This is a genomic window from Kitasatospora sp. NPDC004669 (assembly GCF_040609455.1).
Lineage (GTDB): Bacteria > Actinomycetota > Actinomycetes > Streptomycetales > Streptomycetaceae > Kitasatospora.
Genome location: NZ_JBEXKB010000013.1, coordinates 106,521 through 129,672 on the forward strand (window position 1 = coordinate 106,521; position 23,152 = coordinate 129,672).

Genomic DNA, 23,152 nt, shown 5'->3' on the forward strand with positions numbered 1-23,152 from the left:
GAAGGTCCGACCGCTGTACGAAGACTGTATCCGAAGGCGTCATCCCTGAAAGGGCCCGTCCGCCACGCGAGATGGCCCGTTCCACCCGACCTCGCCGAGGAGACCCACCGTGCCCGCCGAACCGACCCCCGCACTCCTCCCACAGGCGGCGTCCTGGCTGCGCCGCCGTTCGTGGAGCGCGGCCGACCGGCCGGTTCACGCCCTGCTGGAGGCCAAACGGCACACCCGGCAGACCGTCAGCGTCGTCCTCCCGGCACTCGACGAGGAGGCCACCGTCGGCGACATCGTCCGCACCATCCGCCGCGAACTGATGGACCGCATCCCTCTGGTCGACGAACTGGTCGTACTCGACTCCGGCTCCACCGACGCCACCGCCGCCATCGCCGCCGAGGCCGGCGCCCGGGTGGAGCACCGCGACGCCATCCTGCCCCGGCTGCCCACCGCCCCCGGCAAGGGCGAGGTGCTCTGGCGCTCGCTGCTGGTCACCCACGGCGACATCGTCTGCTTCATCGACGCCGACCTGCGCGAGTTCGACCCCGCCTTCGTCTCCGGCATCATCGGCCCGCTGCTGACCGACGGGGACATCCACCTGGTCAAGGCCATGTACGACCGCCCCCTGGAGACCGAGAGCGGTGCGATCGTCCCGGCCGGCGGCGGCCGGGTCACCGAACTCGTCGCCCGCCCCCTGCTCAACCTCCACTGGCCGGAACTCGCCGGCTTCGTCCAGCCCCTCGGCGGCGAGTACGCGGCCCGCCGCTCACTGCTCGAACGACTGCCCTTCCCCACCGGCTACGGCGTCGAACTCGGCCTCCTGGTCGACGCGTTGGAGCTGGTCGGCCTGGACGGCCTGGCCCAGGTCGACGTCGGCGTCCGACACCACCGCCACCAGGACAGCCAGGCCCTCGGCCGGATGGCCGCCACCATCTACCGCACCGCCCTGGAACGGCTCGACCGCACCCACCGCCTCAAGGCCTCCGCCGACCTGGTCCACCCCCACCTCACCCAGTTCACCCGCGACCCGCAGACCCGCGCCTTCACCGCCCACACCCACCCCGTGACCGCCCTCGAACGCCCGCCGATGCACACCGTTCCCGAGTACGCGAAGCGCCGCACCGACGGGTGACGGACCCGAGCAGTGCGGCCGCTGCGGTTTCGCCGGTTACCCCGGCGGTTGGTTTGCGATGTCCGCCAACCGGCAACATCCCAACCGTGACTCCTCCCCCTCTCGACGAGGAGGCTTCCCACTCGACCCCTGCGGAGCCTCGTGGCGGCCAAGCCCTGACCGCTGCGTATCGCAGGTCTCCGACTGTACGGCTGCGCCGCGCTCCGCTCCGCCGTACGCTCGGAATCCACCCCAACGGGTGAACGGGCAGACCCAGAAGAGGACTCATGGCCGATTCATCGACCAAACGTTCAGGCCAGGCCGGCACCGCCCCCGTCCTGGTGGCCTCCAACCGGGGACCGGTGTCGTTCAGCACCGCCGACGACGGCACGCTGACCCTGCGCCGCGGCGGCGGAGGCCTGGTCTCCGGCCTCTCCGCCATCGACGACCCGAACGCCGTCTGGGTCTGCGCCGCCCTCGGCGACGCCGACCGCCGAGCCGCGAGAGAAGCCCCCGACGGCCGCCTCGACCTGACCGGCCACGAGGTCGGCGGCCAAGCCGTACGGATGCTGGACATAGACCCGGAGACCTTCGCCCGCGCCTACAACGGCGTCGCCAACTCCACCCTCTGGTTCGTCCACCACCTGCTCTACGCGACCCCCACCGCGCCCTCCTTCGACGCGGACTTCCGCACCGAATGGGCTGCCTACCAGGCCTACAACACCGCCTTCGCCGAGGCCCTCGCCGCCGAAGCCGCCCCGAACGCCGCGGTCCTCGTCCAGGACTACCACCTCTCCCTGGCCCCGGCCCTGCTCCGCCGGGCCCGCCCCGACCTGCGGATCGGCCACTTCTCCCACACCCCCTGGGCCCCGCCCGAGTACTACCGGCTGCTCCCCGACGACGTCGCCCGCGCCGTCCTCACCGGCATCCTCGGCGCCGACCGGGCGGGCTTCCTCACCGAACGCTGGGCCCGCGCCTTCGCCGCCTGCTGCGAGGACCTCCTCGACGCGACCGTCGACCACGACGCGATGACCGTCACCCACAACGGCCGCACCACCCACCTCGGCGTCCACGCCCTGGGCGCCGACGCCGACTTCCTCCGCGAACGCGCCCACCGCCCCGACGTGGACGAACGCCTCGCCACCCTCCGCACCGCCGTCGGCGACCGCCGCACCATCGTCCGGGTCGACCGCACCGAACTCAGCAAGAACATCGTCCGCGGCCTCCAGGCCTACCGGCACCTGCTCCGCACCCACCCCGAGTGGCACGACAGGGTGGTGCACATCGCCTTCGCCTACCCCTCCCGCACCGACCTGGCCGAGTACCGCGACTACACGGCCGCCGTGCGGGAACTGGCCGAGGCCGTCAACGCCGAGTTCGCCACCCCCACCTGGCAGCCCCTGATCCTGCACGTCGACGACGACTTCCCGCGCTCCCTCGCCGCCTACCGGCTGGCCGACGTCGCGCTGGTCAACCCGATCCGCGACGGCATGAACCTGGTCGCCAAGGAAGTCCCGGTCGTCTCCGACAACGGCTGCGCCCTCGTCCTCTCCCGCGAGGCCGGCGCCCACGCCGAACTCGCCGAGGACGCACTCACCGTCAACCCGTACGACATCATCGCCACCGCCGAGGCGCTGCTCACCGGCCTCACCATGAGCCGGGAGGAACGCGCCGGCCGCACCAAGCGACTGGCCGCGGCGGCCACCGCGCTCCCCCCGCAGCAGTGGTTCCTGGACCAGCTCAACGCGCTCTGACCGCCTCCCCCAAGGCACCCAACAGCTCCACCACACCCTCGGGGCCGTCGACCACCACATCCGCCCGGTCGGCGAGCTCACGCACCGGCGCGTCCCCCACCGCCCCGGCGCACACCAGCAGCCCCGCCACACCCTGCCCGCGCAGCTTCTCCACCGCCGCGAAGGCCGCCACGTCCCCCAGGTCATCTCCCGCGTAGAGCACCGACCGCGCCCCCCGCTCCCGCAGGAACCCGGTCAGCGCCGCGCCCTTGTCCACCCCCGGCGGCCGCAGCTCCAACACCAGCCGCCCGGGCTCCACCACCAGCCCGAACTCGGCGGCCAACTCCCCCACCGGCGCCCGCAACAGCTCCAACGCCTCCTCCGGCGCACCCGTCCGCCGGGTGTGCACTGCCACCGAGCGCCCCTTGTCCTCCACCCACGTCCCCTCGGGCGCCCCCACCCGCTCCAACACCCCCGGCAACGCCGCCCGCACCCCCGCGACCCCCGGATGCACCTCCGGTGCCGTCACCACGCCCCCCTCCCACCGCTCGGCCCCGTAGTGCCCCAGCACCACCAGCCCCGGCACCCCGTCGAACCCCCCGTACTCCGCCGCCAACCCGGCGGGCCGCCCCGTCACCACCACCACGGCCCCCAGCACGGACGCCAACCCCCGCAACGCCCCCACCACCCCCGGCTGCGCCCGCGCCTGCGAGGGATCCGCCACGATCGGCGCCAAGGTCCCGTCGAAGTCCAAGGCGACCACCGCATCCCCCGGCGCCGCCAGAATCGCCCGCAACCCGTCCCGCCCGGCACCAGTGGCCGGCACAACCATCTCGTCAAGGCCCATACGGACGCACATACCCCGCCCCCACCCACCCACCCCCCGTCAGCGAGCCGCCCGCCGGGTATCCCGCACGCGCCGCAGCCGATTCACCAGCACCGGCGCGAACGCCAGCGCCTCCTCCCGGTCCAACAGCCCGTTCAACACCTGGTAGTACCGCGTCGACGAGAGCCCGAGATCCTCCCGGATCGCCCGCTCCTTGGCCCCGGCCGTCCGCCACTGCCGCCCCTCCAGCGCCAGCACCGCCCGGTCCCGCTCACTCAGCTCGCCCACCGAGAACACCTCCGCCCATCACTACGGAGTGTCATTCTCCCGCCGAACCCCGACACACTCCGGGGGACGCCCGGGCCCCCGCCGCCGAGCTACCGTCACCCCATGATCAGCTTCGCCGTGAACATCCCCACCGCCGACCTCGACCCCGAGCCCCTCGACCCGTCCCAGATCCTCTCCGGCACCCCCGAGGTCACCGGGAAGGTCCTCTCCGAGTCCCCCGACGGCCGCCAGCTGCGCGGCATCTGGCAGATCACCCCGGGCGTGGTCACCGACGTCGAGGCCGACGAGATGTTCGTGGTGCTCAGCGGCCGGGCCACCATCGAGATCGAGGGCGGCCCGACCCTCACCGTCGGCCCCGGCGACTGCGCCGTCCTGCGCGGGGGCGACCGCACCACCTGGACCGTCCACGAGACCCTCCGCAAGGCCTACGCGATCACGCTCCCCAGTTGAGAGAAGCCCCCCGGCCCCGGGTCCTACTGCTTGCGGACCCGGGCCGCCTCCTTCACCGCCGCGTCCTGCAGCCCACCGAGCACCTGCTTCGGGTCCCCGGTCACGGCCTGCCCGATCCCCGCCTTGATCCGGTTGCTGACCTCGCCCCAGGCCGGGTCCCCGAACGGGTAGAAGCTCGCGTTGGTCAGCCCGACCGCGAACTGCTTGAGGTCCTCGTGCTTCGGGTCCGACGACATCTGGCTGAACGCGTCCTGGGTCACCGGCAGCAGGTTGTACTGCTCGTCGAACTTCAGCTGGTGATCGCGCGTGTAGACGAAGGACAGGAACCTCTTGATCTCGTTCTTGTGCCCGTTGGCCTTGAACGCCATCATCCAGTCCGCGACCCCGAGGCTCCCGGTCCTGGTGACGCCGTCCTTCCTCGGGATCGGTGCCGTCCCGAAGTCGATCTTCCCGGCGGACGCCATCCGCAGCAGCGTCGGATGCCCGTTCAGCATCGCGACCTTCCCCGACACGAAGTCCTGGAACACCGGCGTGCGGTTCATCTTGCCCGGGTCGGCGTACGTCAGCCCGGTGCTCACCAGGTTGTTCTTCAGCCAGGTGAACGTGGCCTGGTTCTGGTCGCTGTCGATGGTGTAGTTGCCGACGTCGTCCGAGATGCTCCCGCCGCCGCTCAGCGTCCACAGCATCGACTCGGCCGGCGCCTCCTCGGGCCCCAGCGGAAGCCCGTACGGGGTCACCCCCGGAACCTTGGCCTTGATCTTCTCGGCGGCCGCCCGCAGCTCGTTCCAGGTGGTCGGCGGCTGGGCGATGCCGGCCTGCTTGAAGACCGCCTTGTTGTAGAAGAGCACCCGCGACGACGACACGAACGGAATCCCGTACTGGGTCCCCAGCACCTGCCCGGCGTGCGCGAAGTTGTCCATGAACTTCGCCTGGGTGTCCATCGAGAGCACGTCCGCCGCCGGGTACAGCCGGTCCGCCGCGACCTGCTCCGCGAACCCGCCGCTCTGCAGCAGGTCGGGCGACTTCCCGGCCGCGATCATGTCGTCGACCTTCTTGCCGATGTCGGTCCAGCTGTCGACCTCGACCTGGACCTTGATGCCCGGGTCGGCGGCCTCGAAGGCCTTGGAGACCTCGTCCCAGTAGCGCTTGGAGCTGGTCTCGGCGTTCTCCCCGTAGTCCGCGGCGACCAGCTTGAGCGTGACCGGCCCGCTGCCCTGCCCGCCGCACGCGCTGACCGCGGTGAGCACCAGCGCTCCGGCCATCGCACTACCGAGCACACGGGTGGAAACGTGGACGCGCCTGTTCAACGCGGGTACCGCCTTCAGGGGAAGAACTGCGGCCGGATTGAGGGAATCCGGCAGGGGGAGGCGCAACACTGCCAAACCCGTCGTCCAATGGTCCACACCACTCGACCCCGCCCGCCGAGTAGTTACCGAAGTGCCCGGCTTCATTGCACGATGCGCAACACGAAGCGGCCGCAGGCCGTCAGCACAAGTCCCGTACACCCCCGCACCCGAGACAAAGCTCACCCAGTATGGACCAGACCAATACGACAACTGGACTAGACCTCTTCGACCACCCAAGGGAAACTGTCCTCCGTGAAGCACGTCATCGCACTCGATGTAGGCGGCACCGGCATGAAGGCCGCGCTGCTCGCCCAGGACGGCTCCGTGCTGTTCGAAGCACGCCGACCGACCGGGCGGGAGCACGGTACCGACGCCGTCGTCGCCGCCATCCTCGACTTCGCCGCCGACCTGGCGGACGAGGGTCGCGCTCGTTTCGGCCTCGCCCCGGTCGCGGCCGGCGTGGCCGTGCCCGGCACGATCGACGAGAAGAACGGGATCGCGGTCTTCTCCGCCAACCTCGGCTGGCGCGACCTCCCGCTGCGCAAGCTGCTCGGCGAGCGCCTGGCCGCCCCCGGCGGCCCCGCGATGCCGGTGGCGCTCGGCCACGACGTGCGCTCGGGCGGCCTGGCCGAGGGCCGGCTCGGTGCCGGCCGGGGCGTGGACCGCTTCCTGTTCATCGCCCTGGGCACCGGCATCGCCGGCGCCATCGGCATCAACGGCCGGATCGAGGCCGGTGCCCACGGCTACGGCGGCGAGATCGGCCACGTCGTGGTCCGCCCCGGCGGCCCCCGGTGCGGCTGCGGCGCCCGCGGCTGCCTGGAGACGCTGGCCTCCGCCGCCGCCGTCTCCCGCGCCTGGGCCGAGGCCGGCGGTGACCCCGACGCCGACGCGGCATCCTGCGCCGCCGCGGTGGACGCCGGGGACGATCGCGCGCTCGCGGTCTGGCAGTGCGCCGTCGACGCCCTGGCCGACGGCATCGTGCTCGCCCAGAGCCTGCTCGACCCGTCCACGGTGATCGTCGGCGGCGGGCTGGCCGAGGCCGGCGACACGCTCTTCACTCCGCTGCGCGCGGCGGTCACCGAGCGCCTGACCTTCCAGATGCCCCCGAAGGTCGTACCCGCGATGCTCAAAGACACCGCCGCGTCCCTGGGCGCGGGCCTGCTCGCCTGGGATCTGCTCTCCTTGGAGGTGACCGCGTGACCACCGCGGACCGTGACCGCACCGCCCTGGCCGGCGCCAGACTCGTCCTGCCCGGCGGCGTCGTCGAGGGCGAGCGCATCGCCGTCGAGGATGAGCGCATCGCCGGCCTCGGCGGCGAGACCGAACCCGGCGACCTCGACCTGACCGGCCACACCGTCGTCCCCGGCTTCGTCGACCTGCACGTCCACGGCGGCGGCGGCGCCTCCTACGCCTCCGGCATCGCCGAGGAGGCCCTGCTCGCCGCCCGCACCCACCTCCGACACGGCACCACCACCACGGTGGCCTCCACCGTCACCGGCGAGATCGACGACCTCGCCCGCCAGGCCCACGTCCTCTCCGAACTCGTCGAGGACGGCGTCCTGGCCGGCATCCACTTCGAGGGCCCCTTCATCTCCCCGGGCCGCTGCGGCGCCCACCGCCCCGACCTCCTGCGCGACCCCGACCCCGCCCTCGTCCGCAAGCTCGTCGACGCCGCCCGCGGCCACGCCGCCATGGTCACCCTCGCCCCCGAACTCCCCGGCGGCCTCGACTCGGTACGCATGCTCGCCGACCTCGGCGTGATCGCCGCCGTCGGCCACACCAACTCCGACTACACCACCACCCTGCGGGCCGTCGACGCCGGCGCCACCGTCGCCACCCACCTGTTCAACGCCATGCCCGGCATCGCCCACCGCGCCCCCGGCCCCATCGTCGCCCTCCTGCGGGACGAACGCGTCACCGTCGAACTCATCAACGACGGCGTACACCTCCACCCCTCCGTCCTCGACCTCGCCTACCGCACCGCCGGCGCCCACCGCGTCGCCCTGATCACCGACGCCATGGGCGCCGCCGGCATGGGCGACGGCCTCTACCCCCTCGGCCCCCTCCAGGTCCAGGTCACCGACGGCGTGGCCCGGCTGGTCGAGGGCGGCTCGATCGCCGGCTCCACCCTCACCCTGGACGTGGCGTTCAAGCGCTCGGTCACCGTCAACGGCCTGACCCTCGACCAGGCCGTCGAGTCGCTCTCCGCCACCCCGGCCCGGCTGCTCGGCCTCTCCGACTCGATCGGCTCGCTGGAGACCGGCAAGCTCGCCGACCTGGTCGTGCTCGACTCCGACACCTACGACCTGGTCGCCGTGATGCGCCGAGGTCGGTGGGCGCGCGGCGGCGAGGCCTTCGCCACCGTCACGTCCGCCTGAGCGAACCGGTCCGAGCGAGCCCTGCCGCACAACGCCGACGGCCGCCCCCCCCGGAAGGGGACGGGCGGCCGCGGTGCGTCCTGAGGCGGCCTCAGCTGCTCGGCTCGATCGCGACCTGGTCGATCAGCACCGTCGCGCCGGGCGGCGGCATGAAGGTGACGCTGTTCTGGCCCGCCTGGAACTGCGGAAGGATGAACGTGGTGAACCACGAGGCCGACGGGTCCTTGCCGGCGTTGTAGTTCTTGTACGTGACGCCGCTCGGCCAGTCCTTCCCGTTGACCGACGCCGCACCCTTCACGTCCCCGCCGGGGTTGTTGTAGTGAACGGTCACCTTGTACGTCCCGGCCGCGGCGACCTGGCCGTTCCAGGTCACCGTGCCGCCCTGCTGGAGCGTCAGGTAGCTGCCGTCGGCGGACTTGGCGCCCTTGACGCTGTTGCCGGACGGCGCGTTCTGGCCCTGCAACTGGCCGGCGTCCACGGTCGACGGCCCGTTGGTGGCGGTGGCGCCCGCCGAGGGCGAGGCCGTCCCGGCGGTGGTGCTGGTCGCCGGGGCGCTGGGGGCCGGCGGGGCCGTGGTCGTGGTGCCGCCCTTGGCGTTCTTGTCACCGTCCGGGTCACCGGTGGAGAGCGCGATCCCGGCCCCGATCGCGATCGCCGCGACCACGGCGACCGCGCCGATCACCGCACCCTTGCTCCGGCCGCTGCTCGGCCGGTCCTCCCCGGGCTGCGGCCGGGAGTGCTCGGCGTAGCGGGTCTGCTGGGTGGGCACGCCGCACTCGGCCTGCTGCGGCGGCATGCCGGGCTGGCCGTACGGAGCCTGCTGCTGCGGCACCGGCTGCTGACCGTACGGGCCGGGCTGGCCGTACGGCTGCTGCTGCGCACGCGGCGCCCCCCCTTGCTGGTAGTGCTGGCCGTACTGCGCGCGCCCGACCTCCATCGGCCGGCTGTACGACGTCCGGGGAACCCCCTGCTGCGGCTCGGCCGACTGTCCGCTGGAGCCGTCGGCCGGACGGTAGAGGTAGCCGAACGGGTCGTCGTCCTGCGGGGCACCGCCCCCCTGGCCCTCGGGCACTCCGTTGTCGCCGGCGGTCGTCACGGTGGTCTGCTCCCCCATCCGGTGCGCGCCGCCGGCTGCGGGCGGCGCAGATCATGGACGCTGTCGTACCGGGCACCCTACCTGCCGTTCGTGACAGCGGGAAAAGAGCCCTTGACAACTCATGGGTAACCTGTGCGGCGCAGAACGCTCGGCACCCGACCGACCTCGGCAAACAACCGATCGAAGCGCGGAGGGGCCGGTCAGCCCGCCCGCCGGTGCGAGCGCTCCCCGCGCGCCCCGCGCACGGCGCCGCCCCGGGCGCGCTTCTCGTCGTACATCCGTTCGTCCGCGGTGTGCAGCACCTCCTCGATGCTCATCCCGCAGCCGGCCCAGCCGATCCCGAGACTCACCCCCACCCGCATCGCCCGGCCGTCGATCCGCATCGGCGGGATGATCGCGTTACGCAGCCGGTGGGCGAGGTCCTTGGCCTCCTCGCGGCCGATCCCGTCGGCCAGCACCACGAACTCGTCGCCGCCCAGCCGGGCCACCGTGTCGCCGTCCCGGACCGCCCCGCTCAGCCGCCGGGCCACCTCGACCAGCACCGCGTCGCCCGCGTTGTGCCCGAACCGGTCGTTGATCGACTTGAAGCCGTCCAGATCGCAGAAGAGCACCGCGAGCCCCTTGTCCGCCGGGGCCGCCGGGCCGGAGCGGAACGGCACGGACCAGGCGTCGCCGGTCGGCCCGTACTCGGCCGGGACCACCGCGTGCACGTGCTCCCCGTAACCCGGGGCCAGGCCGGGCAGCAGGCCGCCGCCCTCGGCCGGTCCGTAGCCGTGGACCGGCCCGGCGTACGGGCCCACCCCCTCCAGGCCGTCGTACGCCGCGTGCGCGCTGTACGAGTCGGCCGGGTAGCCGTACGACGCCGGGTAGGCCGCCTCGCCGGAGTTGAGGCCGGCGCCGACCGGCTGCGACTCGGGGCAGAGCCGGCGGCCCAGCCGGGCTTTGAGCTCGGCGCCGTTGGGCAGGCCGGTGAGCGCGTCGTGGCTGGCCCGGTGGGCGAGTTGGAGTTCGTGGCGCTTGCGGTCCTCGATGTCCTCGACGTGGGTGAGCAGGAAACTCGGGCCCTCGGCCGCGTCCGCCACGATCGAGTTGCGCAGGCAGACCCACTGGTAGCCGCCGTCCCGCCGGGACAGCCGCAGTTCCGCCCGGCCGCTCTCGGCGCTGGTGCGTTCCAACAGCGCCCGGTCCTCGGGGTGGACCAGGTCCGCGAAGCTCTGCTGGCGCAGCACCGCGCGGGGGCGACCGAGCAGCCGGCAGAGCGCGTCGTTGACCCTGGTCAGCTGGCCGCGCCCGGCGCCGTGCAGCTCGGTGATGGCCATCCCGCTGGGTGCGTACTCGAAGGCCTGCCGGAAGCTCTCCTCGCTGGCCCGCAGCGCCTGTTGCTCCTTCTCCAGCCGGGCCAGCGCGCGCTGCATCTCGGCCCGCAGCCGGGCGTTGCCGATCGCGATGGAGGCCTGCAGCGAGAACATCTCCAGCGCCTCGCGGGTCCACGCGCCGGGCCGTTTGCCACTGCGCGGGCGGTCCACCGAGAGGACGCCGAGCAGGTCGCCCCCGGCGCTGTACATCGGGGCGAGCAGCCCGTCGGCGGGGTGCCAGTCGTTGGCGTAGACGGGCAGCGCGCCGTCCCCGATCCAGCGCGGGATGTCGCTGGCGACGGCCCAGCCGCGGTCGTACGGCAGGAAGCGCAGGGTGCCCCAGTGGTCGCTGACGCCGAGCAGCCGGTCCCAGGACTCCCGGGAACCGACCTGGCCGAGCAGCACCGAGGGCCCGCCCATCGGGCTCTCCTCCAGCTCCCATACGGCCGCCACCACGAGGTCGCCGTCCGGCCGGACCAGGCTGACCGCGGCGGCGTCGAAGCCGAGTCCGTGCACCGCGCCCTCGACGACGGCCTGCAGCGTGCCCGCCAGGCTGCGGGCAGCGTTGAGGTCCGCCACGACCCGGTGCAAGGTGCGGAGGGTCGCGAGACGGACGTACGGCTCCGACTCGGCTTCCATGCGGGGGCTCCCCGGCTGCTTCGGATAGTTCTTGATTGGTTATCGTCCGATTGCCAGAAGAACTGAATCACAGGGAGCACAGCGTTCGGCACGCTCGGTCAGCAATAGGCCACCACTTGTGACTTAAATCACACGACACTAATGCGCCCGTAATCAGTTCATCCGCCCCATAGCGGGACATAAAGCGCTATCGGAGCATTTCTCGTGGTCGACCGCATTGACCACGCGCTGAAGCCCGCTGCACCCGCCGGTCCCCCGGCTTCACTCCTGAGGGTGAGTCCGCGCCGGAACCGGCCCGCGACCGCGGCGATGGTCCTACGACCACGGTCCGATGCCGTTTCCCGCGGCCGCCAGCTACCGTGCGGTACGTGCACCCGTCCCCGCAGCCGGAAGCTGCCCCCCACGCCACGCCCGACGAGTTCCGGGCAGCACTCTCCCAGCTCGCCGCCGGTGTGAGCCTGGTAACCGTCCACGACCCGGAGGACGGAGAGGACATCGGCATGACCGCCACGTCCTTCCTCTCGGTGTCGCTGGAGCCGCCGCTGGTGCTGATCTCGGTCCGTGAGGACTCCCGGATGGACGAGGTGCTCTCCCGGGTCGACACCTGGGCGGTCTCGGTGCTGACCGACGGGCAGAAGACGATCGGCTCCCGCTTCGCCATGAAGGGCCGGCTCAGCGACCGGCTGCTGTTCGCCGACACCCCGCACCACTGCGGCCCGCAGACCGGCGCCCCGCTGATCGAGGACGCGCTGGCCACCGTCGAGTGCCGCACCGAGCAGCGGATACCCGTGGGCGACCACACCCTGCTGGTCGGCCGCGTCCTGGAGGCCGCGGTCCCCAACCCCGGCGGCCGCCCGCTGCTCTACTTCCGCGGCGGCTACCGCGCCCTGGGCTAGGGCCCGCCTCCCGGATCCCTGCCGGGTCCGTCGAAACCCGACAGCCAGGCCCTAGTCCTGCCGCGGGGCGCGCCGCCCCTGCTTCAGCTCGGATCGCTGCCGCTTGTTGGACAGCCGCCGCTCGACCATCCCCCGGCTCGGCCTGGTCGCCCGCCGGGCCTTCGGCGGCGGAGCGCACGCCTCGGTCAGCAGCGCCGCCAAGCGGGCCGCGGCCGCCTCCCGGTTGCGCCACTGCGAGCGGTACTCGGAGGCCTGGACCACCAGCACCCGGCCGTCCACCAGCCGGTTCGCCAGCCGCTCCACGGCACGCCGGCGCCACACCTCGGGCAGCGCCTTCGAGGCGGCCAGGTCGAAGCGCAGCTCGACCTTGGAGTCGGAGGTGTTGACGTGCTGGCCACCGGGGCCGGAGGAACGCGAGAAGCGCCAGACGAGCTCGGTGTCGGGGACGACCACCGACCCCCGTACGCGGATGGGCTCGGGCATGCGCCCATCATCCCGCGCCCGGCGCGCCGGGTCACCCGGTTATCCGCACGCCCCCCGCGGACGGCACCCGGTTACCGGCCCGCGCCCCGAGCCCCGACAATGGCCTGTGTGATCGAGCTCGGCTACTCCCTCTCCAACCGCTTCCCCGACCCCCCGCAGACCGACTACCGCACCGCCTCCGTGCGCTCCCTGCGGTACGACCTGTTCTGCGGCGACGTCTACCTGGACGCCGAGGGCGCCGAACTCTCCACCCGCTGGGGCTGGGTGCCGGTGCTGGACTTCGCCTGGGCGCTGTGCGACATCGTCGAGCAGCTCGACCGCGACCCGGACGGCTCCCGGGCCGCCCGGGTGCAGACCGCCGACCTCGACTTCACCCAGAACACCGAGCTGCTGCGCTTCGCCCGCCGCTTCAACTGGGTCGAGGTCACCGCCACCTGGCTGCGGGACGAACCGCCCGCCGTGGTGCGCCACAGCGAGCTGCGCCGCGAGGCCCGGGACTTCCTCCAGGACACCCTCGCCGACCTGTTCGACATGCACCCCGACCTGGCCGACAACCCGAACATCTGGACGCTCCAGGGCCGGTTCCCCCGGGTCTGAGACCGGTTCCGCGCTCCCGCGCCCGACCAGTGCATTGCCTGCCCTTTGCCCGGGTTTGACGCCGGGCAAAGAATTCACGGACTCCGCGGAACCAAGCCACCGGAGTATCGCGTTGTCCCGGGAAAAGCGAACGAAGGGACTGCAATCGCCATGCCAGTGAGCCTCTCCAAGGGTGGCAACGTCTCGCTGACCAAGGAGGCCCCCGGCCTGTCCGCGGTGAGCGTCGGCCTGGGCTGGGACGTCCGCACCACGACCGGCGCCGAATTCGACCTCGACGCCAGCGCGATCGTCCTGAACGCGGACGGCAAGGTGCTGTCCAATGCGCACTTCGTGTTCTTCAACAACACCAGCACGCCGGACGCCACCGTCGTGCACACCGGTGACAACCGCACCGGCGAGGGCGCGGGCGACGACGAGTCGATCAACGTCAACCTGGCCGGCCTGCCCGCCGAGGCCGTCAAGATCACCTTCCCGGTCACCATCTACGACGGTGTCGCCCGCGGCCAGAACTTCGGCCAGGTCCGCAACGCCTACATCCGCGTAGTAAACGCCGCCGGCGGCGCCGAGATCGCCCGCTACGACCTCTCCGAGGACGCCGCCACCGAGACCGCGATGATCTTCGGCGAGCTCTACCGCAACAACGGCGAGTGGAAGTTCCGCGCGGTCGGCCAGGGCTACGCCTCCGGCCTGGCCGGCATCGCCCAGGACTTCGGCGTCCAGATCTGACGCCCCCCGTCGCAGATCCGACCCGCCACCAGAAGCCCGCGGCGCGGGAAGTCGGTCCGTCCGACTTCCCGCGCCGCGGGCTTTCCGTCCAGGCCGCTCAGCGCGACGCGCGCAGCTGCGGCAGCTCGATCAGCTCGGTCTCGTCCTCCGGCGTCAGGTCCACCACGGTCGGCTCGCCCTGCCCCGGCTCGTCGCCCGACCGCTCCGGCCGGGCCGCGTGCACCGGCTGCGACGGCTGCGCGCCCTTCGGTGCGGCCGACTCCGTCGCCTCGGCCTTGGCCTTCGCGGCGACCGCCTCGTCACCCACCACGTCCGCCAGGTCGGTCCGGTCCCCCAGCTCGGCGATGCTGCCCACCGCCGGCGCCGGAGCGGCCGCCCGTACCGCCGAACCCGCGTTGCGGCCGAAGAAGCTGAAGCCCTGCCCGCGCGCCTGCCCGGACTGCGCCGGGCGAATCCGCTGCCGCTCCACCGGAGCCGGCGCCGCGGCCGGAGCGCTCGGCGTCCCGCCGAGCTGACCGACCGTCGCGGTCAGCGCCGGGCGCAGCGGAGTGGGCTGCACCGCCGTGGGCTGCGCCGGCGCCTGGGCGCCCGGCGCCCGCGCCGGGGTGGGCACCGAGGGCGCGACCGGGGCGGGCACGGACACCGGCTTGGGTGCCGGCGCGGCCGGGGCCGCCGGGACGATCCGCGACTCCGTCGCGGGCGCCCGCAGCGCGACCTCCGCGCCCGCCGTACGGGCCCGCCGCGCCTCCTGCTCCGATGCCCGGCGCTGCAGCAGCCGCAGCACGGACGCAGCGCGGACGAACGCGGCCGGGCTGGCCGGGTGCTTCGGACGGCTCGCGGCGAGCGCCCGCTGGGCCGCCTCGGCCTCCTTGAGCGCCTGCTCGGCCACCGTCACGGCCCGCTCCCGCAGCAGCCGGGCGATCTCGGTCTCGGCCTTGGCCAGCCGCGACTTCTCCGCCGTCAGCCGCCGTCCGAAGCGGGTGGCCCGCTCCTCGGCGACCTCGGCGGCGTACTCGGCCTCGGCCAGCTGCTCCTCGAAGCGTTCCTCGGCCCGCATCCGCTGCGCGGCGGACACCTCGGCGGCCGCCCGGGCCGCCTTGTCCCGCTGACGCAGCAACAGTGCGAAGCCGAGCACCGCGATCAGCGCCGCGATGCCCACCGAGCGCACCAGGATGGTGTCCTGACTGAAAAGCAGAGCGGCGAGTGCGGCGACCAGCAGTACGCCGGCAGCGGTGGGGGGAAAGACCCGGCTGAGGACGGAGGAATGACGATGGCGTCCGCGAGACATGCCAAGAAACTAGCGTGCGAATTGGGGCCGTGTCAGCCCAGGGTCCCCTTCCGCCCTTGACAGTGTGCCGTTTTTACCGCACGTGCCCGGCTTTTCACTCAAGATCACGAAAAACGGCCTGCTCAGCGATGCCCCGGCGGTGGCGACCCGATGACCCGCCGCCGACCCGCAGAGGTCTCAGCGGTGCGAGGCCGCCGGCCCGCTCGGGTCGTCGTGGTTCTCCGGCAGCTTGCACACGTGCTGGACCCAGAGCGCCGCGGCGATCACCGCGGCCCCGGCCAGCACCGCGAGCCCGGCGGTCACGGCCTGGTCCTTGCGGGCCGACACGTCCAGCTCGCCGAGCAGGTAGATCCCGGCCCCGGCGTAGATCCCGGTGACCACCGAGGAGACCAGCGCGCTGGCCTGCCCCAGCACCACCGCCCGGGCCGCCAGCAGCGGGTCGACCCGCTTCGCGCCGGGCTGCCGCTCGCGCACCGCCTTCAGCCGGGACCGCAGCGAGAGCGCGGTCGCCAGCAGGATCACCGCCACCGCCGCCAGCACCACCGGCGCCGCGGCCGGCACGGCCGGCAGCGTGTCCAGGGAGGCCCACAGCTTGGAGCCGGCCCAGGACAGCGCCGTCGTCGCGGCGGTGATGCCGATCAACAGGCGGAGGCGAAGCAGCTTCACTCGGAGGAGGTCCTTCCCGGGGTACCAGAGCCGGCCGGCCGCCCGGTGGCCCGGCGCGGCGGCGCCAGGCCACCGTACCGGGCCCGGCCGGGCGGACATCTACTCGTACGGCCGGGCCCCCTGGCCGAGTTCCCCGGCGCCCGGCCGGCCGGGCGCCGGGCCGGCTCTCTCGGTGCTACTCCGGCAGCGTCAGCCGGATGTCGTCGCGCCGCTTCACGCCCTGCGCGTCCGGACCGCCGAGCGCCTCCAGCAGTGCGGCGACCTGGCCGTGCCCGGGCACCTCGGCCTCGGGCTGGGCGTCCAGCCAGGGGGCGAGCACGAAGGCCCGCTCGTGCGAGCGCGGGTGCGGCAGCACCAGCTGCGGGTCGTCACTGACCACGCCCTCGTAGGCCAGGATGTCGACGTCCAGGGTGCGCGGACCCCACCGGACCTCCCGGACCCGCCCGAAGGCGTCCTCGATCGCGTTGCCGCGCTCCAGCAGGTCCTGCGGGGGCAGCGAGGTGCGCAGCACGACGACCGCGTTGTAGTAGTTGGGCTGTTCCTCCGGGCCGCCGACGGCCTCGGTCTCGTAGACCGCGGAGACGGCCTTGATCTTCAGCCCGGGGGTGTCGGCGAGCGCGTCCACGGCACCCTGCAGGGTGTCCAGCCGGTTGCCCAGGTTGCTGCCGAGCGCGACCACCGCACAGCGCTGGCTGCGCAGCGTGGTGTCGGCGGAGTCCACCCGGCTCTCCAGGTCGAACGCGTTCGGCTCGGTGATCGGGTCACTGCTGTTCATCGAAGAAATCCCTCTGCATCGGAAACCAGGCGCGCGGTGGGGGTCATGCGCGGCCCCGGTGGATGGTCACGGTCACGTCGTCGAACGGCACGGTGATCGGGGCGTCCGGCTTGTGCACGGTGACCTCGACCTCCTCGACCGCGTCGTGCTTCAGGCACTGGTCGGCAATGCGCTGGGCCAGGGTCTCGATCAGGTCGACCGGTTCCCCGGCGATGATCGCGGTGACCTCCTCGGCCACGATGCCGTAGTGCGCCGTGCGGGTGAGGTCGTCTCCGGACGCGGCGGGGCGGGTGTCCAGGTACAGCACGAGATCGACCACGAAGGTCTGGCCCTCGATGCGCTCGCGCTCGAAGACGCCGTGGTGGCCCCGGGCTCGCAGCCCCCGCAGGGTGACGCGGTCCAGCAAACGAATCACTGCTCCCAGTCGGACGGGCCCCGCCCGGAGAAAGGCATGGACGGGCAGGGCGAAGGCGGGCAGCACGCCCGCCACTCCGTTTCGAATCTACCCGCGAGCGCGGACAACGCCTGACCGTCCTACCCGGCACGAACCGTCTCCACGCGCACCGAATCGGCGATTGACGTGAACGTTCGGTGACCACTCGGAAATTCCCTGGCGACGGTCCGGCGCCGATTTTCCACGACCGCCGAAATCAGTCCTCGTCGTCCTCGTCCCCGCTGGTCAGGACGGGTGAACCATGGTGCGACCAGAGCTTCCACCCGGCCGGGGTACGACGGAACAGATTGCTGGAGACGACCTTTCCGCCGACCAGCGGCCCGAGTTCCCCCTCCTCCTCCGCCTCACCGCCGGAGAGGATGTTCTCGGTGCACGTGACAAGGGCCACATCACCGTGGACCTCGGCCTCGACATCGGTCAGGAAGAACTGGATGTACTCCGTGTTCATCATGATCAGCATGTACGAGCGGGTCACCTGCGCCCGCCCGCGCAGCACCGGCCAGCCGGGGTGCACGCACACCACGCCGCCCTTGTCGTCGGCGTACTCGGGGCCCAGCCAGGCGTCCTCGACCGCCTCGACGTCCCCCCGCTCCAGCGCCTCGTAGAACCCCCGGTTCGCCGCGAGCACCGCCTCCAGGTCCACCTCGTGGGCCTTTCCCGCCGTACCGCCGCTCAACCTGCCGTCACCTGTCACAGACCCTCCCTCACCCCAGCCGCGCCGCGCGCTGCCAGGCCGCGACCACGCGGACGGCGTCCGCCGTACCGGACACGTCGTGCACCCGTACCGCCCAGGCTCCGGCCTGGGCCGACAGCACCGAGACCGCGGCGGTCGCGGCGTCCCGCTCGCGGGCCGGGCGCAGTTCCCCGGTTTCCGGGTCGGCGAGCAGCGTACCCAGGAACCGCTTGCGCGAAGCGGCCACGAGCACGGGACGGCCGAGCGCGGTGAGCGCGTCCAGTCGGCCGAGCAGCGCCCAGTTGTGCTCGGCGGTCTTGGCGAAGCCGAGCCCCGGATCGAGGATCAACTGGTCCTCCTTGACCCCGGCGGCCAGCAGGGCGTCCATCCGGTCGGTCAGCTCGGCGACCACGTCCGTCACGACGTCGTCGTAGAGGGCCAGCCTGTCCATGTCGGCGGACTGCCCGCGCCAGTGCATCACCACGAAGGGCGCGCCGGTCTCGGCGACCACCCGGGCCATCGCCGGGTCGGCGAGCCCGCCGGAGACGTCGTTGACGATCGCGGCGCCGGCCTCGACGGCCCGCTCCGCGACGGAGGCCCGCATGGTGTCGACGGACACCACCACCCCGGCGGCGGCCAGCTCGCGCACCACCGGCAGCACCCGGCGCAGCTCCTCCTCCTCGGGCACCCGCTGCGAGCCCGGGCGGGTGGACTCGCCACCGACGTCCACCAGGTCCGCGCCGCGGGCGCGCAGGGCCAGCCCGTGCGCGATCGCCCTGGCGGGGTCGAACCAGAGCCCGCCGTCCGAGAAGGAGTCGGGCGTGACGTTGACCACGCCCATCACGGAGCAGCGGTCGAGCCGCGGCAGCCCGGCCGGCAGCGAGAAGGACGGCGAGTTGCTCATGCGCCCGCCCCGCTCCGCTCGGCGAGGGCATTCGCCCACGCGCGCCTTTCGATGATTCCCCCCCGGCCTCCGGCCGGGGGTACCCCCATGCTGCGCTCGCTCATACCCTCCATTATCGAACGGGGCCCCCGCCGAGCGTTCTCGGCGGGGGCCCCGGACGGTGTCGAGGTGCCTCAGGCGGCCTCGCCGACCTCCCTGGTGGACGGGACCGGCATCAGGCCCTCGCGCTGGCGCTTGCGGCCGAAGCGAGGCATGCCCAGGGTGATGAAGGCCTCCGCCTGCATCGCGGCGAAGCCGATCCGCGGCAGGTCCCGGGTGTTCGGGAAGACCAGGAAGCGCGGCTCCCACTCGGGCTGGAACTTGGCGTTGAACTTGTACAGCGACTCGATCTGGAACCAGCGGGACAGGAAGACCAGCAGTCCACGCCAGGCGCGCAGCACCGGGCCTGCGCCGATCCGCTCGCCGCGGGCCAGGGCCGAGCGGAACATCGCGAAGTTGAGCGACACCCGGCGGACGCCCAGGGCGGGCACGGCCTGCAGGGCGGCGACGATCAGCAGCTCGTTCAGGCCCGGGTCGGCGGCGCGGTCGCGGCGCATCAGCTCCAGCGAGATGCCGTCCGGACCCCAGGGGACGAAGTGCAGCACGGCCTTCAGGTCGTCGCCGCTCTCGCCCTCCTCGGGCTCCTTGTGGGCGGTGACCACCACGCAGTCGTCGTCCAGCGGGTCGCCGAAGCGGCCCAGGGCCATCGAGAAGCCGCGCTCGGTGTCGGTGCCGCGCCAGCGGGCGGCGGCGTCGGCGATCCGGTACTTCTCCTCCACGGTGAGCTCGGAGACCCGGCGCACCTTGCAGGAGTAGCCGTTGCGCTCGATCCGCTTGACCATCTGGCGGACGTTGCGCATGGCGCGGCCGGAGAGCGAGAAGGCCGAGGTGTCGACGATCGCCTCGTCGCCCAGCTCCAGCGCGTCCAGGCCCGCCTCACGGGTCCAGACCTCGCCGCCGACCTCGCTGCAACCCATCACGGCCGGCACCCAGGCGTGCTCGCGGGCCTCGGCCATGAACACCTTGATCGCGCCCGGCCAGGCCTCGACGTCGCCGACCGGGTCGCCGGAGGCCAGCATCACGCCGGAGACCACCCGGTAGGAGATCGCGGCCTTGCCGGTGGGCGAGAACAGCACGCTCTTGTCGCGGCGCAGCGCGAAGTAGCCCAGCGAGTCGCGCTCACCGTGCCGCTTGAGCAGCTCGCGGACCTTGTCCTCGTCCTCGGCGGTGAGCTCCGGCTTCGGCTTGCCCGGGCGCAGCGCCAGGTAGGCGGTGGTGAAGGCGGTCAGCAGGCCGAGCCCGCCGAGCAGGTAGGCGACCAGGTCGGACATCCGCACGTTGGTGTAGCGGATCGGGCCCTCGAAACCGAACAGCCCGTACCCGACGTGCTGCAGCCGCTCCACGAGGGCGGGGTGGCCGACCTCGTACTTGGTGCGGGTGCTCACGATCAGCAGGCCGAGCAGCACGCTGAGGGTGCCCATGACGACCAGGTTGACCAGCGCGCCCCAGCGGGTGCGCGGGTCGGCCTTGGCGTAGAACTCGCGCCGGTGCACCAGCATCACGGCGAGGACCGCCAGCGAGACGACCGCCGGGCCGATCTGGTGCCAGCGCACGAGGTGCAGCGAGGCGCTGACCGGCAGCAGCACGCAGACCGCGCGCCAGGCCCGCCGCTTGCGCCGGCGCAGCGCGTGCGCCAGCGGGACCAGCAGGATGCCGACCATCAGCGTGCCGACCGCGGCGAGGCTGGTGGTGCCGCCCGGCAGCTGCCCGGCGAAGGTGTGCATCCTGGTGTGCCGGAGCTTGGGGAACACCGCGCTGGCGATGTCCACCAGCCCGATCAGCAGACAGGCGTAGCCGACCGCGCCGGGGAGCCAGGCCCTCGGGACGGCGGCCGCCTGGTTGCGCAGCGTCTGCAGACCACGCCGACGGTGCGGCGGCTGCTCGGGGCTCGGCTCAACGGACACGGGAACGCTCATGGAAGCTCAGGGTAGAGGCTGCGGGGCGGTGTCCGGTCACTCCGGGGGAGCACGTGTGATGGACCTTCATGCCTATTCCTTCATCAGGCCATGCGCATACCAAGGATCCGGAAACGGTAGGTAAAACCGGTGCCGTGGGCGCGCTGCGGTTGAGCCGGGGGTGGGAGCCGAGGGCCCGCCGCCGCATGGCGGGGCAGGACCGTCCGGTACGCGTTACGTACGGTGGACGCCGCATTCTAGGGCGCCGGTTGCCCCCGGTCTCCCCCCGGCCTCCCCCGGCCTCCTGAACCGACCGGGCGCCCGGTCGGCCTAGCAGCGGTGGTCCGGCCTGACGGACCACCAGACGATGAAGCCTGCACCGACAGTGTCCCACCGGAAGGCCGACGGTATGGAACTGACCAGCGACGCGCTGGTGAACTCGCTGCTCGCACTCGGCGCTGCGGCTCTCGTCACCACCCTGTGGATCTGGCCCCGGCTGGCCCGGCAACGCCCGCTGCCGGTGCTCGGCCGGATCGGCCTGCTGACAGTGGTTCAAGTGTCGACCCTGGCGGTCCTGGCGCTGTCGGTGAACAACTCCTTCGGCTTCTACACCTCCTGGGGCGACCTGCTCAACCCCGGCGGCGCCAAGCTCGCGCTGACCAGCAACGAGAACCACAGGGGCGGCATCCCGGTCTCCGACCAGCTGGTCCAGCCGACCGACGAGGGCGGCCTGGAGAGCGTCGGCAACCTGCCGAAGGGCACGCCCGAGGAGGTCGGCAAGATCGAGTCGATGCGGGTCAACGGCAGGGAGACCGGTCTGTCCGACCAGATGTTCGTCTACCTGCCGCCCGAGTACTTCGACCCGAAGTTCGCCCTGGTCCGCTTCCCGGTCGTGGTGGCCCTGGCCGGCTACCCGGGCACCACCCTGAACCTGCTGAAGGAGCTGCCGCTGGTGCAGACGGCGGTCGAACTGCAGCGCTCCGGCAAGATGCCGCCGACCGTCCTGGTGATGGCCCGTCCGTCGGTCGTCCCGTCCCGGGACACCGAGTGCGTGGACGTCCCCGGCGGACCGCGCACCGAGACCTGGTTCGTCAAGGACCTGCCCGAGGCGCTGCACAGCACCTACCGGCTCGGCCGCTCGGCGGGCTCCTGGGGCCTGTTCGGCTACTCCACCGGCGGCAGCTGCTCGATGCGGCTGTCGATGCGCTTCCCGAACGTCTACGGCAGCGCGGTCGGCCTGCACGGCGACTTCTCGGTGCGCCAGGACCAGTACACCGGTGGCGACCTCTTCAACGGCGACAGGTCGCTCGCGCAGCAGCACGACCTCGGCTGGCGGCTGCAGAACCTCCCGGCCCCGCCGCTCAACCTGCTGGTGGTCTCCACCCGCAAGGAACCGGACTACCCGCAGACCGTCCAGTTCGTCGACCAGGCCACCCAGGTCGCGACGGCCAACCCGCAGTTCAAGGTCGAGTCGCTCTACCTGGACGACGGCGGGCACAACTTCGACAGCTGGACCCGGGAGCTGCCCGCCTCGCTCGAATGGCTGGGCACCCACCTCGGGTAGCCGGGGCTAGCGCGTGTGAGTGACTACCCGCCGGTCGGCCCGGCCGGCCGACGGCTCGGGGGAACGTATCGCGACCGCCCGTCCGACACCCCGGCGGGCGTCGCCCCGGATCCGCGCAGGAGGCGCCGTGCTGAGCACCCGCTCGCTCTTCAACGAGATCTACCGGAACGACCAGGCGTACCAGCTGTTCTGCAGCATCGCGGCCGGCGGCGAGGACCAGGGCGGCTGGGAGAACGAGCGGATCACCGCCCTCACCCGGGACCCGGTCCTCGCCCCGAAGGTCGCCCGGCACGGCGCGGACGAACGCAAGCACGGCCGGATCTTCACCCAGCTGCTGAACAAGCGCGGCCTGCCCAAGGTGCCCGTCCCGGACGAGGCCGCCTACTGCATGCTGCTGGAGCGCCAGGGCATCGGCCTCGCCCACGAGCGGCTGAACAGCGACGTCCCGCTGACCGACCGCGAGATCATCACCTACCTCGCGCACAGCCGGGTCACCGAGCAGCGCGCCGCCGAGCAGATGCGCCGGCTGGTGAAGGTGTACGGCGACGACCCGGAACTCGGGCGGGCGATGCGGATGATCTCGGCCGACGAGGACGACCACCTCGCGTACTGCCACGAGGAGCTGCTACGGCTGACGGCCGAGGGCCACGGCCCGTACATCCGGCACGCCCTGGAGACCAGCGCCCGCGGCGAGATCCGCACCCACCGGGACGTCGGGCTGGCGGTCACCACCCGGATGGCACGGATCCTGCGCTGGCCGCGCTGGCAGCTCGCCGCGGTCACCCTAGGGGTGCACGTGCTGTACCTGTACGACCGCGCCTTCGGCTGGCGCCGGATGGTCACGCTGCGGATGCCCGAGCGCCGCAACGCGCTGGGCACCCCGGCTCCGCCGCACGCGGAGCACGAGGTGCTCTGAGCC

Annotated in this window: 23 protein-coding genes; 10 read left to right on the forward strand and 13 right to left on the reverse strand. The window is 72.6% G+C overall.

Annotated features, from left to right (window positions below):
* The first annotated feature begins 109 nt into the window (after window positions 1–109).
* A complete protein-coding gene (locus tag ABZW30_RS14055; protein WP_355671338.1) occupies window positions 110–1,123 on the forward strand; it encodes a glucosyl-3-phosphoglycerate synthase in 1,014 nt (337 codons plus the stop codon).
* 266 nt (window positions 1,124–1,389) lie between these two features.
* A complete protein-coding gene (locus ABZW30_RS14060; RefSeq protein ID WP_355671339.1) occupies window positions 1,390–2,856 on the forward strand; it encodes a trehalose-6-phosphate synthase in 1,467 nt (488 codons plus the stop codon).
* Here the strand turns inward: ABZW30_RS14060 and otsB are convergent.
* Window positions 2,843–3,667: a trehalose-phosphatase gene (otsB, locus tag ABZW30_RS14065; protein WP_355671405.1), complete on the reverse strand. Its 825-nt coding sequence runs from the start codon at window positions 3,665–3,667 to the stop codon at window positions 2,843–2,845. The genes ABZW30_RS14060 and otsB overlap by 14 nt on opposite strands.
* Window positions 3,668–3,721: 54 nt before the next feature.
* Window positions 3,722–3,949, reverse strand: coding sequence for a DUF3263 domain-containing protein (locus tag ABZW30_RS14070; RefSeq protein WP_355671340.1), 228 nt, complete (start codon window positions 3,947–3,949; stop codon window positions 3,722–3,724).
* A gap of 102 nt (window positions 3,950–4,051) precedes the next feature.
* On the opposite strand from ABZW30_RS14070, the gene ABZW30_RS14075 reads away from it, so the two are divergent.
* Complete coding sequence (locus ABZW30_RS14075; RefSeq protein ID WP_355671341.1) at window positions 4,052–4,399, forward strand: cupin domain-containing protein; 348 nt, start codon at window positions 4,052–4,054, stop codon at window positions 4,397–4,399.
* Between the two features lie 23 nt (window positions 4,400–4,422).
* Here the strand turns inward: ABZW30_RS14075 and ABZW30_RS14080 are convergent, their stop codons facing one another.
* Entirely contained in the window at window positions 4,423–5,661 is a 1,239-nt protein-coding gene (locus ABZW30_RS14080; protein ID WP_355671342.1) for an extracellular solute-binding protein, read from the reverse strand.
* A gap of 336 nt (window positions 5,662–5,997) precedes the next feature.
* Here ABZW30_RS14080 and ABZW30_RS14085 point away from each other — a divergent pair, with 336 nt between their 5' ends.
* Entirely contained in the window at window positions 5,998–6,945 is a 948-nt protein-coding gene (locus tag ABZW30_RS14085; RefSeq protein ID WP_355671343.1) for an ROK family protein, read from the forward strand.
* Window positions 6,942–8,123 (forward strand): N-acetylglucosamine-6-phosphate deacetylase, encoded by a 1,182-nt coding sequence (gene nagA, locus ABZW30_RS14090; RefSeq protein ID WP_355671344.1) that lies wholly within the window; start codon window positions 6,942–6,944, stop codon window positions 8,121–8,123. The genes ABZW30_RS14085 and nagA overlap by 4 nt, the downstream gene beginning before the upstream one ends.
* Window positions 8,124–8,214: 91 nt before the next feature.
* Here the strand turns inward: nagA and ABZW30_RS14095 are convergent, their stop codons facing one another.
* Window positions 8,215–9,219 (reverse strand): hypothetical protein, encoded by a 1,005-nt coding sequence (locus ABZW30_RS14095; RefSeq protein WP_355671345.1) that lies wholly within the window; start codon window positions 9,217–9,219, stop codon window positions 8,215–8,217.
* Window positions 9,220–9,419: 200 nt separating this feature from the next.
* The gene (locus ABZW30_RS14100) at window positions 9,420–11,213 is read right to left on the reverse strand and encodes a diguanylate cyclase (RefSeq protein WP_355671346.1); all 1,794 of its coding nucleotides are present in this window, start codon (window positions 11,211–11,213) and stop codon (window positions 9,420–9,422) included.
* A 368-nt stretch (window positions 11,214–11,581) separates the two neighbouring features.
* On the opposite strand from ABZW30_RS14100, the gene ABZW30_RS14105 reads away from it, so the two are divergent.
* Window positions 11,582–12,109, forward strand: coding sequence for a flavin reductase family protein (locus ABZW30_RS14105; protein ID WP_355671347.1), 528 nt, complete (start codon window positions 11,582–11,584; stop codon window positions 12,107–12,109).
* Between the two features lie 51 nt (window positions 12,110–12,160).
* On the opposite strand, the gene arfB is transcribed toward ABZW30_RS14105, so the two are convergent.
* The gene (gene arfB / locus ABZW30_RS14110) at window positions 12,161–12,592 is read right to left on the reverse strand and encodes an alternative ribosome rescue aminoacyl-tRNA hydrolase ArfB (protein ID WP_355671348.1); all 432 of its coding nucleotides are present in this window, start codon (window positions 12,590–12,592) and stop codon (window positions 12,161–12,163) included.
* A 108-nt stretch (window positions 12,593–12,700) separates the two neighbouring features.
* Between arfB and ABZW30_RS14115 the strand changes: the two genes are divergently transcribed.
* Together ABZW30_RS14115 and ABZW30_RS14120 are read left to right on the forward strand one after the other, a co-directional pair.
* Complete coding sequence (locus ABZW30_RS14115) at window positions 12,701–13,189, forward strand: hypothetical protein (protein ID WP_355671349.1); 489 nt, start codon at window positions 12,701–12,703, stop codon at window positions 13,187–13,189.
* Between the two features lie 150 nt (window positions 13,190–13,339).
* Window positions 13,340–13,915 (forward strand): TerD family protein, encoded by a 576-nt coding sequence (locus ABZW30_RS14120; protein WP_355671350.1) that lies wholly within the window; start codon window positions 13,340–13,342, stop codon window positions 13,913–13,915.
* 97 nt (window positions 13,916–14,012) lie between these two features.
* On the opposite strand, the gene ABZW30_RS14125 is transcribed toward ABZW30_RS14120, so the two are convergent.
* The 7 genes from ABZW30_RS14125 to ABZW30_RS14155 all read right to left on the reverse strand — a co-directional run bounded on the left by ABZW30_RS14125 (window position 14,013) and on the right by ABZW30_RS14155 (window position 20,690).
* Complete coding sequence (locus ABZW30_RS14125) at window positions 14,013–15,203, reverse strand: hypothetical protein (RefSeq protein ID WP_355671351.1); 1,191 nt, start codon at window positions 15,201–15,203, stop codon at window positions 14,013–14,015.
* 177 nt (window positions 15,204–15,380) lie between these two features.
* A complete protein-coding gene (locus ABZW30_RS14130; RefSeq protein WP_355671352.1) occupies window positions 15,381–15,869 on the reverse strand; it encodes a DUF3180 domain-containing protein in 489 nt (162 codons plus the stop codon).
* Window positions 15,870–16,044: 175 nt separating this feature from the next.
* Window positions 16,045–16,644, reverse strand: coding sequence for a 2-amino-4-hydroxy-6-hydroxymethyldihydropteridine diphosphokinase (gene folK / locus ABZW30_RS14135; RefSeq protein WP_355671353.1), 600 nt, complete (start codon window positions 16,642–16,644; stop codon window positions 16,045–16,047).
* A 43-nt stretch (window positions 16,645–16,687) separates the two neighbouring features.
* Entirely contained in the window at window positions 16,688–17,047 is a 360-nt protein-coding gene (folB, locus tag ABZW30_RS14140; RefSeq protein WP_218204599.1) for a dihydroneopterin aldolase, read from the reverse strand.
* 247 nt (window positions 17,048–17,294) lie between these two features.
* Complete coding sequence (locus ABZW30_RS14145; protein WP_355671354.1) at window positions 17,295–17,774, reverse strand: nuclear transport factor 2 family protein; 480 nt, start codon at window positions 17,772–17,774, stop codon at window positions 17,295–17,297.
* 28 nt (window positions 17,775–17,802) lie between these two features.
* Window positions 17,803–18,675 (reverse strand): dihydropteroate synthase, encoded by an 873-nt coding sequence (folP, locus tag ABZW30_RS14150; RefSeq protein ID WP_355671355.1) that lies wholly within the window; start codon window positions 18,673–18,675, stop codon window positions 17,803–17,805.
* Between the two features lie 173 nt (window positions 18,676–18,848).
* Entirely contained in the window at window positions 18,849–20,690 is a 1,842-nt protein-coding gene (locus ABZW30_RS14155; RefSeq protein ID WP_355671356.1) for a phosphatidylglycerol lysyltransferase domain-containing protein, read from the reverse strand.
* A 388-nt stretch (window positions 20,691–21,078) separates the two neighbouring features.
* Between ABZW30_RS14155 and ABZW30_RS14160 the strand changes: the two genes are divergently transcribed.
* Complete coding sequence (locus ABZW30_RS14160; RefSeq protein WP_355671357.1) at window positions 21,079–22,233, forward strand: alpha/beta hydrolase-fold protein; 1,155 nt, start codon at window positions 21,079–21,081, stop codon at window positions 22,231–22,233.
* 127 nt (window positions 22,234–22,360) lie between these two features.
* Window positions 22,361–23,149, forward strand: coding sequence for a ferritin-like domain-containing protein (locus ABZW30_RS14165; RefSeq protein ID WP_355671358.1), 789 nt, complete (start codon window positions 22,361–22,363; stop codon window positions 23,147–23,149).
* The last annotated feature ends 3 nt before the right edge of the window (window positions 23,150–23,152 follow it).